This is a genomic window from Streptomyces sp. ADMS, assembly GCF_033441795.1.
Taxonomy (GTDB): domain Bacteria; phylum Actinomycetota; class Actinomycetes; order Streptomycetales; family Streptomycetaceae; genus Streptomyces.
Map to the genome: position 1 here is coordinate 109,149 of NZ_JAVFVX010000004.1, position 13,759 is coordinate 122,907.

At 71.2% G+C, this 13,759-nt stretch carries 14 protein-coding genes; 6 read left to right on the forward strand and 8 right to left on the reverse strand.

Annotated features, from left to right (window positions below):
* The first annotated feature begins 172 nt into the window (after nucleotides 1-172).
* Nucleotides 173-1,345: an acyl-CoA dehydrogenase family protein gene (locus RB628_RS03030; RefSeq protein ID WP_318318668.1), complete on the forward strand. Its 1,173-nt coding sequence runs from the start codon at nucleotides 173-175 to the stop codon at nucleotides 1,343-1,345.
* On the opposite strand, the gene RB628_RS03035 is transcribed toward RB628_RS03030, so the two are convergent.
* Both RB628_RS03035 and RB628_RS03040 read right to left on the reverse strand, forming a co-directional pair.
* Nucleotides 1,308-1,595, reverse strand: coding sequence for a hypothetical protein (locus tag RB628_RS03035; RefSeq protein WP_412180583.1), 288 nt, complete (start codon nucleotides 1,593-1,595; stop codon nucleotides 1,308-1,310). The two genes, RB628_RS03030 and RB628_RS03035, sit on opposite strands and share 38 nt — an antisense overlap.
* A gap of 146 nt (nucleotides 1,596-1,741) precedes the next feature.
* Nucleotides 1,742-2,179, reverse strand: coding sequence for a hypothetical protein (locus RB628_RS03040; protein ID WP_318318669.1), 438 nt, complete (start codon nucleotides 2,177-2,179; stop codon nucleotides 1,742-1,744).
* Nucleotides 2,180-2,446: 267 nt separating this feature from the next.
* Here RB628_RS03040 and RB628_RS03045 point away from each other — a divergent pair, with 267 nt between their 5' ends.
* The 4 genes from RB628_RS03045 (at nucleotide 2,447) to fxsA (ending at nucleotide 6,621) form a co-directional block, all read left to right on the forward strand.
* Nucleotides 2,447-2,887 carry an Lrp/AsnC family transcriptional regulator gene (locus RB628_RS03045; protein ID WP_318318670.1) on the forward strand — a complete coding sequence of 147 codons (441 nt, stop codon included), beginning with the start codon at nucleotides 2,447-2,449 and terminating at the stop codon, nucleotides 2,885-2,887.
* Between the two features lie 140 nt (nucleotides 2,888-3,027).
* Complete coding sequence (locus tag RB628_RS03050) at nucleotides 3,028-4,644, forward strand: amidohydrolase (protein ID WP_318318671.1); 1,617 nt, start codon at nucleotides 3,028-3,030, stop codon at nucleotides 4,642-4,644.
* Nucleotides 4,645-5,181: 537 nt separating this feature from the next.
* Entirely contained in the window at nucleotides 5,182-5,976 is a 795-nt protein-coding gene (locus tag RB628_RS03055) for a polyprenol monophosphomannose synthase (RefSeq protein WP_318318672.1), read from the forward strand.
* Nucleotides 5,977-6,066: 90 nt separating this feature from the next.
* Nucleotides 6,067-6,621, forward strand: coding sequence for an FxsA family membrane protein (fxsA, locus tag RB628_RS03060; protein WP_318318673.1), 555 nt, complete (start codon nucleotides 6,067-6,069; stop codon nucleotides 6,619-6,621).
* 179 nt (nucleotides 6,622-6,800) lie between these two features.
* On the opposite strand, the gene RB628_RS03065 is transcribed toward fxsA, so the two are convergent.
* The 4 genes from RB628_RS03065 to RB628_RS03080 form a co-directional block, all read right to left on the reverse strand.
* A complete protein-coding gene (locus RB628_RS03065; RefSeq protein ID WP_030677841.1) occupies nucleotides 6,801-7,175 on the reverse strand; it encodes an RNA polymerase-binding protein RbpA in 375 nt (124 codons plus the stop codon).
* A 266-nt stretch (nucleotides 7,176-7,441) separates the two neighbouring features.
* Nucleotides 7,442-8,809 carry an MFS transporter gene (locus RB628_RS03070; RefSeq protein ID WP_318318674.1) on the reverse strand — a complete coding sequence of 456 codons (1,368 nt, stop codon included), beginning with the start codon at nucleotides 8,807-8,809 and terminating at the stop codon, nucleotides 7,442-7,444.
* Between the two features lie 43 nt (nucleotides 8,810-8,852).
* Complete coding sequence (locus tag RB628_RS03075) at nucleotides 8,853-9,620, reverse strand: glycerophosphodiester phosphodiesterase (RefSeq protein ID WP_318318675.1); 768 nt, start codon at nucleotides 9,618-9,620, stop codon at nucleotides 8,853-8,855.
* On the reverse strand, nucleotides 9,617-10,270 hold the full coding sequence (locus tag RB628_RS03080; protein WP_318318718.1) for a hypothetical protein: 654 nt from the start codon (nucleotides 10,268-10,270) through the stop codon (nucleotides 9,617-9,619). The genes RB628_RS03075 and RB628_RS03080 overlap by 4 nt, the downstream gene beginning before the upstream one ends.
* Before the next feature lie 108 nt (nucleotides 10,271-10,378).
* Here RB628_RS03080 and RB628_RS03085 point away from each other — a divergent pair, with 108 nt between their 5' ends.
* Nucleotides 10,379-11,878 carry a PLP-dependent aminotransferase family protein gene (locus RB628_RS03085; RefSeq protein WP_318318676.1) on the forward strand — a complete coding sequence of 500 codons (1,500 nt, stop codon included), beginning with the start codon at nucleotides 10,379-10,381 and terminating at the stop codon, nucleotides 11,876-11,878.
* A 57-nt stretch (nucleotides 11,879-11,935) separates the two neighbouring features.
* Here RB628_RS03085 and RB628_RS03090 read toward each other — a convergent pair whose 3' ends face one another.
* Entirely contained in the window at nucleotides 11,936-13,501 is a 1,566-nt protein-coding gene (locus RB628_RS03090; protein WP_318318677.1) for an ATP-binding protein, read from the reverse strand.
* A 37-nt stretch (nucleotides 13,502-13,538) separates the two neighbouring features.
* Nucleotides 13,539-13,733, reverse strand: coding sequence for a hypothetical protein (locus RB628_RS03095; RefSeq protein ID WP_318318678.1), 195 nt, complete (start codon nucleotides 13,731-13,733; stop codon nucleotides 13,539-13,541).
* Nucleotides 13,734-13,759 lie beyond the last annotated feature (26 nt).

A 13,759-nucleotide genomic window follows, 5' to 3' on the forward strand; every position in this document is an offset into this window, starting at 1 on the left:
TTAACCAGTGACGCCGTGCCGCCGATCGGGCATACTCGCAGCTCCACAGCCGTTCGCCGACCACTTCCGCGACCCGGAAGGGCCAGCATCGGCGTGACCAGTGAGACCGGCGGACGCCACCCTACTCAGGCGCGCGTGTGCCGTTGCGCCCGACAGGGAGGAGAGCGTCGACATGCCCGACCACGCCCCGCAGCCGGTGGACCGTCAACTGCCAACGGACGAGGCCCGGGACCTGATCTCGCTCGTCCGTGACATCGCCGAGCGCGAGATCGCGCCAAAGGCGGCCGAGGAGGAGGACGCCGGGCGCTTCCCGCGCGAACTCTTCGCCCTGCTCTCGGAATCGGGGCTGCTGGGCCTCCCGTACTCCTCCGGCCACGGTGGCGGCGACCAGCCGTACGAGGTCTACCTCCAGGTTCTCGAAGAGCTCGCGGCGGCCCGCCTCACCGTCGGACTCGGCGTCAGTGTGCACACGCTGTCCTGTCATGCCCTCGCGAGTTACGGCACCAAGGAACAGCAGGCCGAACACCTGCCCGCGATGCTCGGCGGTGGCCTTCTCGGCGCGTACTGCCTCTCCGAGCCCGCGTCCGGCTCCGACGCCGCCTCCCTGCGTACGAAAGCCGTCCGGGACGGCGACGACTGGGTGCTCACCGGCACCAAGGCCTGGATCACCCACGGTGGTATCGCCGACTTCTACACGGTCATGGCGCGCACGGGGGAGGAGGGTCCGCGCGGAATCACCGCGTTCCTGGCCCCTGCCGACGCGGAGGGGCTGGGCGCCGCGGCACCGGAACGGAAGATGGGCCTCAAGGGCTCGCCCACCGCGCAGATCAACTTCGACGGCGTCCGGCTCGACGGCAGCCGGCGCATCGGTGAGGAGGGGCAGGGCTTCGGTATCGCCCTGTCCGCGCTCGACTCCGGGCGCCTCGGTATCGCGGCCTGTGCGATCGGCCTGGCCCAGGCGGCGCTCGACGAGGCGCTGGCCTATGCGACCGGGCGCCGCCAGTTCGGGCGGCCGATCTCCGACTTCCAGGGGCTGCGCTTCCTCCTCGCCGACATGGCCACGCAGATCGAGGCGGGCCGCGCGCTGTATCTCACGGCGGCACGGCTGCGTGACGCGGGCCGGCCGTTCGGCAAGCAGGCCGCCATGGCCAAACTCCTGTGTACCGACACGGCGATGAAGGTCACCACGGACGCTGTCCAGGTGCTGGGCGGCTACGGCTACACCGCGGACTTCCCGGTCGAGCGCTACATGCGCGAGGCCAAGGTCCTGCAGATCGTCGAGGGCACCAACCAGATCCAGCGAATGGTCATCGCCCGTCACCTGGCCGGCCCGGAGACGCGCTGAACGGGTCGACCACGATCCCGAGCCCGGCCGGCGGTGCCGCGAGCCGGACCCACTCCGGGTCGTGGCGCCCCGGCAGGGTGCGGCCACGGTCGGCCCAAGTGCGCAGCAGGGCGCGGTAGATGGGCGGGTCGGGCGGGGCCGGTGGGCTTGGGCGGCCCTGGTTCACCAAGCCCTGCGGAACCGATTCTGCCTGATGCGGGTCACGGAACTGGCGCGGACGTCCGGTTGCTGCGTACATAGGGGTCGTCATGCCAGGGCAACGCGGTGACGGTCGATCAGGTCACCGCGCGCTGGATTCGGCCCTGCGTTCGCGACGGCGCACGCGCGCACTGGACCTGCGCCACGGCAGCGGCGAGCCATGGTGCAGGGGCAGTCGGAAGGTTCGAGCGAACGCGTTCAGGCGGCGTGGCCCCGCATCGCCGGGACTCGCATCGGGCGTGAGCCCGGGCCGCCGACGTGGGAGAAGGGCTGGGTGCGCCAGTCGAGGCCCTGAGGGAGCGTCAACAGCAGGGCGGTGTGCTGCTCCTGGGCCTCCGCGGACTCGTCCGCTGACCGGGCGTCGGCCGCCGCGCGGCCCGTACCGGCGCAGACCGTGAGCCCGAACGGGTTCCACGGTGTCGCGCACAGCGCGTGCTCCGGCAGGATCTCCTCGTCCGCCAGCAGCGCGATGGGCTGCGTGCAGTCCGGGCAGATCACCCGGAACATCTCGAAGGCGTCGTAGTCGTCGAGTTCCTCGCCGTCGAGTGCGTCGGGTTCAACGCCCTCCGGCTCGGGATCGACCACCAACTGGGGCCTCTTGGGCGCGGTGCGACCAGGGCGCTTAAGACTCTGCATGGGTTACTCCCCCTCGGGCTGGGCCGACAAGGCGCTGCGGCCTCGACCACAGCAAGCACTTCCCGCCCGGTCTCGGCGGTAATCACGAGACCATCACGGAGCATGTTCGAGAGCTGTGGTGTTCGTCACATGCCGTCCGCAGGTGCCGGTGGCGATGCTTTTGTCCCTCATACGGCCCACAGCGCACGCTCAGTCACATCACGAACAGGGCATGACCTGCACCGCTCAGGTATCGGAGGAGATCAACCGCACTGTAGGTTCTGCGCCATGGAGGAGCTGGACCGACAGATCGTGCAGCTGCTCGTCAAGGACGGGCGGATGAGTTACACCGACCTGGGCAAGGCCACGGGCCTGTCCACGTCTGCCGTGCACCAGCGGGTACGGCGGCTGGAACAGCGCGGAGTGATCCGCGGTTACGCCGCGGTCGTCGACCCGGAGGCCGTGGGGCTGCCCATGACTGCCTTCATCTCGGTGAAACCCTTCGATCCCAGCGCCCCGGACGACATCGCGGAACGCCTCCGGGGCGTCCCGGAGATCGAGGCGTGCCACAGCGTGGCGGGCGAGGAGAACTACATCCTCAAGGTCCGCGTCGCCACTCCCCACGAGCTGGAGGAGCTGCTGGCCAGAGTCCGCACCCTGGCAGGCGTCTCCACGCGCACGACGGTGGTCCTGTCGACGCCGTACGAGGCACGCCCGCCGAAGATCTGATCAGCAGGCGGGGCCGGCCCGGCCGTGGGCAGTCGTTCCGCCGGGGCCGATCGGGAGTGTGGGCGCAGCCGCAGCTCCGGGTGCCCGGTAGCCACGCCCCACGTGCAGCTCCGCCGGCTCCCCGCGAGAAACTGTTCCTCATGAGTGAACGCCCGGTACCGCCCGACACCGTCCTCCTTCGCGGCGGCGAAGTCCACAGCCCCGCCGACCCCTTCGCGACCGCGATGGTCGTCGAGCGCGGCCACATCGCCTGGGTCGGCTCGGAAGGCGCCGCAGACGCCTTCGCGGGCGCGGCCGACGAGGTGATCGACCTCGACGGCGCCCTCGTCACTCCGGCGTTCACCGACGCACACGTGCACACCACCGCCACGGGCCTCGCACTCACCGGCCTCGACCTGTCCGACGCCCCTTCCCTGGACGCGGCCCTCAGCCGCGTACGCCGGTTCGCCGCCGCCCGCCCCACCGACCGTGTCCTCCTCGGGCACGGCTGGGACGCCGCACGCTGGCCCGGGGGCCGCCCGCCGACCCGCGCCGAACTGGACGAGGCCACCGGTGGACGCCCGCTGTACCTCAGCCGTATCGACGTCCACTCGGCGGTCGTGACGACGGCACTGCTCGACCTGGTCCAGGCCGACTCCGGCCGCTCCGACGCCCCGCTGACCGGCGACGCCCACCACAGGGTCCGGGCCGCCGCCCTGGGCGCGGTCACCCCGCCGCAGCGCACCGAGGCCCAGCGGGCCGCCCTCGCGCGCGCCGCCTCGCTCGGCATCGGCTCCGTCCACGAGTGCGCGGGGCCGGAGATCTCCTCGGAGGACGACTTCACCGGGCTGCTCCGCCTCGCCGCCGAGGAGCCGGGCCCGCGTGTGATCGGCTACTGGGCCGAGCAGGCCGCAGAGGGGGTGGAGAAGGCCCGCGCCCTGGGCGCGATCGGCGCGGCCGGTGATCTGTTCGTCGACGGTGCCCTCGGCTCGCACACCGCCTGCCTGCACGAGCCGTACAGCGACGAGGCCGGCCACACGGGCACCGCCCACCTGGACACCGCTGCCGTCGTCGCCCATGTCGTCGCCTGTACCGAGGCGGGCCTCCAGGCGGGCTTCCACGCCATCGGGGACGCCGCGGTGACCTCCGTGGTCGAGGGCGTGCGGGCCGCCGCCGAGAAGGTCGGCCTGGCCCGTGTGCGCGCCGCCCGGCACCGCGTCGAGCACGCGGAGATGCTCACCCCCGAGACGATCGCCGCCTTCGCGGAACTGGGCCTCACCGCCTCCGTGCAGCCCGCCTTCGACGCTCTGTGGGGCGGCGAGGACGGCATGTACGCCCAGCGCCTGGGTGCCGACCGCGCCCGCGCCCTGAACCCCTTCGCGGCCCTCCTGAAGGCCGGCGTCCCGCTCGCCCTGGGTTCGGACAGCCCCGTCACTCCGCTCGACCCCTGGGGCACGGTCCGCGCCGCGGCCTTCCACCGCACCCCGGAGCACCGCATCTCGGTCCGCGCGGCGTTCACGGCGCACACCCGCGGCGGCTGGCGGGCCGTCGGGCGGGACGACGCGGGTGTCCTGGTGCCGGGCGCGCCCGCGGACTACGCCGTGTGGCGTGCCGCCGCCCTAGTGGTACAGGCCCCCGACGACCGGGTCGCCCGCTGGTCCACCGACCCCCGCTCCGGTACCCCGGGCCTGCCCGATCTCACCCCGGGCACCGACCTGCCCGTATGCCTGCGCACAGTGGTGGGCGGGCGGACGGTGTTCGTACGGCCGGGCGAGTGATCTCCCGGGGTGGCGCGGTACGGATCGCGGGCGGAAACGCCGTCGCGCGACCTGCGCATCCTCGTCGTCTACCAGGCGATTGAGGAAAGAACCGCAGTTCAAACAGGTGTTGACACCCGATGGCAGCTGGCCGGTAGGTTCGGCCGGGTCCACCACCGGACGCCCGACCGGGGAACCTCCGCGCAGTCGCCGCAGCGCCGCTGGGTCAGGGATGGTGTGCCGCACCGGCGCACCACCACTGGCAGCCAGGCTCAGCGTCCGCGCCACGGCGACGGAACGTTCCACCCGGTCGGCAAGGTGTGACCCGGGTGGGGCCCGGACGTCCAGTAGACAACGGCTTTCGGTCGACCCGCAGCCAGCGGGTCCCAGGTCGGCCCGAAGGGCGCCGGGCCCCGATCCGCAGCGGGCACAGGTGACGAAGCGGACTCCCCTACTCGGCTCTTGCCGAATAGACACCCCTGTACGAACGTGACGACACGTCGGTGCAGGCTGCGGCCACTATGGTGGACCTCTGCGTACGGACTTGAAGGGGCAGCAGTGAACGACGGCGACGGGACCCTCGCGGCAGAAGCCCAGGGACGGCGGTTCGGCCCGCTCGGCACGGCCTTGGTGATCATTCCGACCTACAACGAGGCGGAGAACATCAAGAAGATCGTCGGCCGGGTGCGCGAGGCGGTCCCGGACGCCCACGTTCTCGTGGCCGACGACAACAGCCCCGATGGCACCGGCAAGCTCGCCGACGAGCTGGCCGCCGAGGACGACCAGGTCCAGGTGCTGCACCGCAAGGGCAAGGAGGGCCTCGGCGCCGCCTACCTCGCGGGCTTCCACTGGGGCATGGACAACGGCTACGGCATCCTGATCGAGATGGACGCCGACGGCTCCCACCAGCCCGAGGAACTGCCCCGTCTGCTGACCGCCCTCAAGGGCGCCGACCTGGTTCTCGGCTCCCGCTGGGTGCCCGGCGGCCGAGTGGTCAACTGGCCCAAGACCCGCGAGCTCATCTCACGCGGCGGCAGCCTCTACTCCCGCGTCCTGCTCGACGTACCCATCCGGGACGTCACCGGCGGCTACCGTGCCTTCCGCCGCGAGACCCTCGAAGGCCTCGGCCTCGACGAGGTCGCCTCGCAGGGCTACTGCTTCCAGGTCGACCTGGCCCGCCGCGCGATCAGAGCCGGCTACCACGTGGTCGAGGTGCCCATCACCTTCGTCGAGCGCGAACACGGCGACTCGAAGATGAGCCGCGACATCCTGGTCGAGGCGCTGTGGCGGGTCACGACGTGGGGCGTGGGGGAGCGGCTGAACAAGGCCCTGGGCAAGACGCAGAAGCCCTGACGGCCCCGGCCGGGGACACCGTACGACTTCACAGGCGCTGTTGATCATCCTCTTATCCTGTGCTGAGCCCGGCCCAGGCACACTGGACGTATGACGACTGGCGCACCGACCCCCGTATACCCCGCCCGGCCGCGGCGTTCCCGGCTGCGCACGTTCCTGCCGCTGGGCATCGCCGCCTGGCTGGTGCTGGAGATCTGGCTGCTGACCGTGGTCGCCGGCGCCGCAAGCGGCTTCACGGTCTTCCTGCTTCTGGCCGCCGGTTTCGTGCTCGGCTCCGTGGTCATCAAACGGGCCGGCCGCCGGGCCTTCCGCAACCTCACGGAGACGCTGCAACAGCAGCAGGGCGGCATGATGCCGCCCGCGGGCGCGGCTCGCCCCGGCGGCAGCGAGGGCAACGGCCTGATGATGCTCGGCGGTCTGCTGCTGATGCTGCCCGGCCTGATCTCGGACGCGGTGGGCCTGCTCCTGCTGATCCCCCCGCTCCAGAAGGCGATCAGCCGCTACGCGGAACGCACCTTCGAGCGCAAACTGAGGGAGGCATCCCAGGGAACCTTGGGTGATGCCTTCCAGCAGGCGAGGATGCACCGCCCGGACGGCCAGGTGGTCCAGGGCGAGGTCATCAGGGATGAGGGCACGAATACTTGACCCGTCCGGCGTTCGAGGACGAGCCCGGCGGAGCGGCGGATGCCTGGGGGTGCACCCCCAGGCATCGCAGCCCCCACTCACAGCCCGAAAAACGCAAAACCGCAGGCACCGTACGCAGACTCACGTACGGCACCCGCGGTGTCACGCGTGCGTTGTATGCCGCTCAGTCCCCGGAGGGACTACGCGGACTTGCGGCTGTCCCGCGGATGTACCGCGATGTTCATCGCTCCGGAGCGGAGTACGGCCAGTCGCTCCGCGAGGACCTCTTCGAGTTCCTCGCGGGTGCGCCGCTCCATCAGCATGTCCCAATGCGTACGCGCGGGCTTGGCCTTCTTCTCCTCAGGGCCGTCGCCGTCCACGAGGAGTGCCTGGGCCCCGCAGACCTTGCACTCCCACTCCGGCGGGATCTCCGCCTCGACCGAGAAGGGCATCTCAAAACGATGTCCCTTCTCGCATGCGTACTCCACGGCCTGGCGCGGGGCCAGGTCGATGCCGCGGTCCGTCTCGTAGCTGGTCACCACGAGGCGCGTGCCGCGAAGAGCTCGCTCACTCATGAATCGTGCCTCCCGGGCTTGTCGCCCACAGGACAGGTGTCGCTGTCGTCGTCATCCGGTCAACGTCCGGTCGGCGGTAAAGATTCCCGTCCCGTGTCCCGTTTCGGGTCATGCGTCGCCGTCGTAGCCGCCCTTGTTGTACCCACCAGCGCCCGGTTTGTCACATCTGCAAGCAGATATCACCCAGCGTTTCGTCATCTTTGACGCGCAGTAACGGTCCGCCTGGCAGGCCAACGGCGTACACTACCGCTCTTTGGCCGCCGATGCTAAATCCTTTCGGGAACGGGATTGCCCGCCTCGCGGATCGCCCGTCCCACCGGCACCCGTGCGAGCAGCGCGAACCCGAGGACGAAGAAGATCACGAGCGAGATGATCGCGTCCCGATAGCTTCCCGTCAGCTGGTAGGTGATCCCGAACAGAAGCGGGCCGAGCCAGCTCATTCCGCGGTCGCTCATCTCGTACGCGGAGAAGTATTCGGCTTCTTTGCCGGGTGGTACCAGATGTGAGAACAGTGACCGGGACAGGGCCTGGCTGCCGCCGAGGACCAGGCCGATCCCGGCGGCCAGCACGAAGAACCACACCGGCGCGCCGGCCGGCAGGAAGTACCCCGCCGCCAGCGTCACCGTCCACGCCACCAGCGATCCGAGAATTGTCCGCTTGGCCCCGTAGACCCGGGCCAGCCGGCCCATCCCGAGTGCCCCGGCCACCGCCAGCACCTGCACCAGCAGCACCGCCCCGATGAGGGTCGACTGGTCGAGCCCCAGTTCCTCCGAGCCGTACACCGAGGCCTGCGAGATCACGGTCTGGATGCCGTCGTTGTAAACGAGGTAGGCGAGCAGAAAGGCCAGCGTGAGCGGGTGGCGGCGCATGTCGCGGACCGTCGCCGCGAGCTGCCGCAGCCCCGGAGAGGTGGCCGTGGCCTCCTTCGCGACGGCTTCCTCCGTGCCGGCCCGGCGGTCGCGAAGCCTGCGCAGCGGTACAAGGGTGAATGCGCCCCACCACAGGCCCGCAGAGGCCAGACAGATACGGACGGCCATGCCCTCCGAGATCCCGAAGGAGTCGTGGGCCGTGTACAGCACCAGGTTGACGACGAGGACCAGCGAGCCCGCCGCGTAGCCGAACGCCCAGCCCCGCGAGGAGACCGCGTCGCGCTCCTCGACCGGGGCGATCTGGGGGAGGTAGGAGTTGTAGAGCATCATCGAGACGGACTGGGCCGCGTTGGCGACGACCAGCAGCAGCCCGCCGAGCAGATAGCGGTCGCCTTCGAGGAAGAACATGCCCGCGGTCGCCGTGGCGCCCACGTAGGCGGCGATTCCCAGGAGCGGCTTCTTGCGACCGGTGCGGTCGGCGGCGGCGCCCACGAGGGGCATGATCAGCACGGCCACGATGACCGACAGGGACACCGAGTACGCGAAGAACGAACCTGCGCGGACCGGTATGCCCAGTGGATGTACGAACCCGTCCGCGTCGGCCGCCTCCTTGGCGACCGACGTCAGATAGGGGCCCAGGAACACGGTGAGCACGCTCGTCGAGTAGACGGAGCACGCCCAGTCGTAGAAATACCAGCCGCGCTGCTCGCGCCGGCGCCCCGCGGCCTCGTCGGCCGCCTCGCTCTGCACGGTGTCGGTGCCCACCCGTGCCCCTCGCTTTCCCCGTGAAGGCGGTGCGCGCGGGGCGTCAGAACCAGGTGCCCCGGTCCTCCAGAACCTTGCGCAACGTGTCGATGTGATCGGTCATGATGCCATCGACTCCCCATTCCAGGAGCCGGTGCATGCGGTCGGGATCATTGACCGTCCACACATGGACGTGCAGCCCGCGTGCGTGGGCGGTACGCACGAAGCTCCGGTCGACCACCGGGATGCCGGACTGGGCCTCCGGCACCTGGGCCGCGATCGCGGACCGGCGCACTCCCACGGGCATGCCCCACGAGCGCAGCCGCAGATTGAGGACGCCACGGATGCCGTACGAGGTCGCCAGACGCGGACCGGCCAGCCGCTGGGCGCGCACCACCCGCGCCTCGGAGAAGGAACCGACACAGATCCGGTCCCAGCAGCCGGTGCGCTCGATCAGGTCCAGGAGCGGGCGCAGCGCGGCCTCGGCCTTGACGTCGACGTTCCAGCGCGCTTCGGGGAAGGCTTCGAGGAGGTCCTCGAAGAGGGGCACCGGTTCGGTGCCCGCCACGCGCGCGTGCCGTACGTCGGACCAGGGGAGGTCCGCGATCAGGCCGCCGCCGTCCGTCACCCGGTCCAGCGTCGAGTCGTGGAAGGCGACGAGTCTGCCGTCCGCCGTGCAGTGCACGTCGGTCTCCAGATAGCGGTAGCCCGCGTCGACCGCCCGCCGGAACTGGAGCATCGTGTTCTCCAGCCCCTCCGCAGCCCCGCCCCGGTGGGCGAAGGGGATCGGTCCGGGATGGTCGAGATAGGGATGGGGTATCCGCGTGGTCACGGTCGCAGTATCGCCTCTGCCGGTTGACCGGCGGCAACGACGGTGCTGCCGTCCGATGCCGCCGGGGTGGCGAACACACGCAGGAACGACTGCGCCAGGGGGCCGATCGTCAGCGCGTACAGCACCGTACCGATTCCCACCGTGCCCCCGAGGGCGAAGCCCGTCGCCACCACCGCCAGCTCGATCGCCGTACGGACAAGGCGGATCGAGCGGCCCGTGCGCCGGTGCAGACCGGTCATCAGGCCGTCACGCGGGCCCGGGCCGAAGCTCGCCGCGATGTACAGGCCGGTGGCCACACCGTTGAGGACGATGCCCGCTGCCAGGAGCGGAACGCGGGCGCTGAGGGCGTCCGCGTCGGGGACCAGGGCGAGGGTGGCGTCCATGGCGAGGCCGACCGCGAAGACGTTCGAGACCGTGCCCAGGCCTGGGCGCTGGCGCAGCGGAATCCACAGGAGCAGCACGGCCGCGCCCACGAAGATCGACACGACGCCGATCGTCAGCCCGGTCAGCTCGGCCAGCCCCTGGTGCAGCACGCCCCAGGGCTCCAGGCCGAGGCCGGACTCGACGAGCAGGGCCGAGCTGGCCCCGTACAGCGCGAGGCCGGCGTACAGCTGGACCAGCCGTCGCACGAAACGGTTCTGTGCCGACAACGAACTCACGAGCTGCCCCCTGTGGTGGTAGTGGCCTGGCACATGAAACCCTGTGGCTTGGCATCGGATCTCATCCATGGCCAATTTTGGAGAGGTGGACTGATCTGCATGGTGCAGTGGACTTCGGCGGTGGGTACCGCGCAGCTCGCCCGGCTGCTCACCTCGCAGCAGGACCGCCCCGCGGGTCCCGGCACCCGCCGTCCGCCCGCCTACCGCTCACTCGCCGACGGCATCCGGCTGCTGGTGCTGGAAGGCCGGGTGCCGGTCGCCGCCCGTCTTCCCGCCGAACGGGAACTGGCCCTCTCCCTCTCCGTCAGCCGCACCACCGTCGCCGCCGCCTACGAGGCGCTCCGCGCCGAGGGCTTCCTGGAGTCCCGGCGCGGCGCGGGCAGCTGGACCGCTGTACCCGCGGGTAACCCACTGCCCGCGCGCGGGCTCGAACCCCTGCCGCCCGAGGCACTCGGCTCGGTGATCGACCTCGGTACGGCTGCCCTGCCAGCGCCCGAGCCCTGGCTCACCCGTGCCGTCCAGGGCGCACTGGAAGAACTGCCCCCGTACGCGCACACGCACGGCGACTACCCGGCCGGGCTGCCCGCGCTGCGCGCGATGATCGCCGAGCGCTACACCGGGCGCGGGATCCCCACCATGCCCGAACAGATCATGGTGACGACCGGCGCGATGGGTGCCATAGACGCCATCTGCCATCTGTTCTCCGGCCGGGGCGAGCGCATCGCCGTGGAATCGCCCTCGTACGCCAACATCCTTCAGCTCATGCGGGAGGCGGGCGCCCGGCTCGTGCCCGTCGCGATGGCCGAGGGGCTCGCCGGCTGGGACCTGGACCGCTGGCGCCAGGTACTGCGCGAGGCCGCGCCCCGGATCGCGTACGTCGTGGCCGACTTCCACAACCCCACAGGTGCGCTCGCCGACGAGGACCAGCGACGCCAACTCGTGGACGCGGCCCGGTCGGCGGGGACGGTGCTCGTCGCCGACGAGACGATGACCGAGCTGTGGCTCGAACCGGATGTCGAGATGCCCCGCCCGGTGTGCGGCTTCGACCCCGCCGGGTCGACGGTCATCACGGTGGGTTCCGCCAGCAAGGCATTCTGGGCCGGGATGCGCATCGGCTGGGTGCGGGCGGCTCCGGACATCATCCGCAGCCTCGTCGCCGCGCGCGCCTACGCCGACCTGGGCACGCCTGTGCTCGAACAGCTGGCCATCAACTGGTTGCTGAGCACGGGTGGTTGGGAGCGGGCGGTCGCGATGCGGCGCGAACAGGCCCGGGGCAACCGGGACGCACTGGTCGCGGCGGTACGACGGGAGCTGCCGGACTGGGAGTTCGCGGTGCCCAGGGGTGGACTGACGTTGTGGGTCCGTACGGGGGGGCTGTCGGGGTCACGGCTCGCCGAGGCGGGGGAGCGGGTGGGGGTGCGGGTGCCCTCGGGGCCGCGCTTCGGGGTCGACGGCGCCTTCGAGGGATATGTGCGGTTGCCGTTCACCGTGGGGGGAGCGGTGGCCGACGAGGCGGCGGTCCGGTTGGCTGCGGCGGCGCGGATCGTGGCGCGCGGGGGCTCCGGGGGAGCCGAGTCTCCCCGTACGTTCGTGGCGTAGCGGCGCCTCGCAAGTGCGGAGAGCGGTGGCTGCCCCGGCGCGGAATCCGGGGACAGCTCAGGAAGTCTCCGCCGCCACCGCCGCCTCGACGGGCACCGGTTCCAGGGTCACCGGACTTGTCCGCGGGGGCAGCAGTTCCAGTACCGCCTGGCGCTGTGCGTCGCTCGTCGCGTCGTCGTGGGGGTCCGGGGTGGCCGGGACCTGAAGGCGGTGGACCGGGCCCGTGCCCAGGCGGGCGTAGCCGCGGCCCGGGGGCATGACCGGGACCGGTGTCGTGTTCGGGGGTGCGCCCAGGACCGCTTCCAGCTGACCGGGGGACACCGGGCCGAGGACGACACGCGCGCGTGTGTGCTGTCGTACGGCGTCGCTCAGGGTGTCCGCGCTGTCGGACTCTTCCGCCAGCACCACCGTCACGTTCGCCGCCCGGCCGTGTCGAAGGGGTACCTGGAGCAGGGACTGGAGGTCGCGGCGGCCGTCGGCGGCGGCCAGGTGGGCGAGGGCGCCGGGGCGGTCGAGGAGGAGCCAAAGGGGGCGTCGGGTGTCTTCGGGGAGCGGTTGACCGGCCTGGCGGGCGCGGTTGGCCGCGATCAGCCGGCGTTCTGTTTCCTGGGCGGCCCATTCGAGGCTTGCCAGGGCTCCGGTCGGGGCGCACTCGACGGCCAGGACGCCGTCCCGGCCGGTCAGGCACGCGTACTCGCCGGTGCCGCTGCCGTCGACGATCAGGATGTCGCCGTACTGGAGGGCCTGGAGGGCGATCGAGCGCAGGAGTGTCGTGGTGCCGCTGCCCGGCTCGCCCAACACCAGGAGGTGCGGCTCGGTGGAGCGGGCGCCCGTGCGCCAGACGACCGGCGGTACGTCACGCTGCTCCTCGCCGTGGCTGAGGGGGAGCGTGCGCTGCACCTGGGTGGGGTCCGTGAAGCCGAGCACCGTTTCGCCCGGGGACGTGACGAAGCGTTGCGCGGCGATGTCGGTGGGGAGGGGCGGCAGGACCGTGACCGTGAGCTGGTTGCTCTCCTCGTCCCACGCGAAGTGGTACTCGCGGCCCCGGCCCGACTTGGCGTGCAGCAACTGCTCGATCCGCGCGCGGGAGTCTGTCTCGCCGTCGGTGAAGTACGCCGGGTAGCGCACGACCAGGTGCGAGACGCGGCCGGTGCCGTCGAACTCGTACGCCGGAAAGGTCTTCGCCCAGTCGCCGCCGTGGGCATAGAGGGGATCGGGGTCTTCGGGGGTGGAGAAGTAGGGGACCAGCGCCTCGTACAGGGACAGGAGGCGCTGGGCCTGGGACTCGTCGGGCCCCTCGGGTTCCGCCGGGGCACGGTCCCGGCCGTGCCAGGCCGCTGCCGCCATCACCGAGATGACGGCGAGCAGCGGCCCGTACGGCACGAGGGCCACGACCAGAACCACCGAGGCCACCAGGAACAGCAGTGGCCCGCGCTTGTCCTTGGGCGTGTCGGCCCACTTGTGCAGCCCCGCCGCAGCCAGCCGGCGAAGACCACGGCTGATCGTGATCAGCGGATGGAGGACGTCGGTGGCGCTGTCGGCTGCGGTCCGGGCCAGCTCCCGGCTCCGGGCGATCTGTGCACTGCCGTTGCTCAGGATGCGGGGAAGGGGGCGCCGGGCCACTGCTGTCTCCTGGAGGTACGTGCGGGCGGTAGGGGCGTCAGAACTTGATTCCGCCGAGCAGGCCCGCCAGGCTCTCGCCGCCGGCCTTGATGCTCGGTGCGATGGCGGTGCTCGCGAGATAGAAGCCGAACAGCGCGGCCACGAAGGCGTGGGACGCCTTGAGCCCGTCCTTCTTGAAGAAGAGGAAGACGATGATGCCGAGCAGAACGACGCCTGAGATGGAGAGGATCATGAGAGATCTCCTGGTGTGGTGGGGGA

Coding starts and splice junctions, on each gene's coding strand:
- RB628_RS03035 (WP_412180583.1), bottom strand. CDS start 1,595: ATGACGACCCCTATGTACGCAGCAACCGGACGTCCGCGCCAGTTCCGT.
- RB628_RS03085 (WP_318318676.1), top strand. CDS start 10,379: ATGGTGCAGTGGACTTCGGCGGTGGGTACCGCGCAGCTCGCCCGGCTG.
- RB628_RS03065 (WP_030677841.1), bottom strand. CDS start 7,175: ATGAGTGAGCGAGCTCTTCGCGGCACGCGCCTCGTGGTGACCAGCTAC.
- RB628_RS03050 (WP_318318671.1), top strand. CDS start 3,028: ATGAGTGAACGCCCGGTACCGCCCGACACCGTCCTCCTTCGCGGCGGC.
- RB628_RS03040 (WP_318318669.1), bottom strand. CDS start 2,179: ATGCAGAGTCTTAAGCGCCCTGGTCGCACCGCGCCCAAGAGGCCCCAG.
- fxsA (WP_318318673.1), top strand. CDS start 6,067: ATGACGACTGGCGCACCGACCCCCGTATACCCCGCCCGGCCGCGGCGT.
- RB628_RS03045 (WP_318318670.1), top strand. CDS start 2,447: ATGGAGGAGCTGGACCGACAGATCGTGCAGCTGCTCGTCAAGGACGGG.
- RB628_RS03095 (WP_318318678.1), bottom strand. CDS start 13,733: ATGATCCTCTCCATCTCAGGCGTCGTTCTGCTCGGCATCATCGTCTTC.
- RB628_RS03030 (WP_318318668.1), top strand. CDS start 173: ATGCCCGACCACGCCCCGCAGCCGGTGGACCGTCAACTGCCAACGGAC.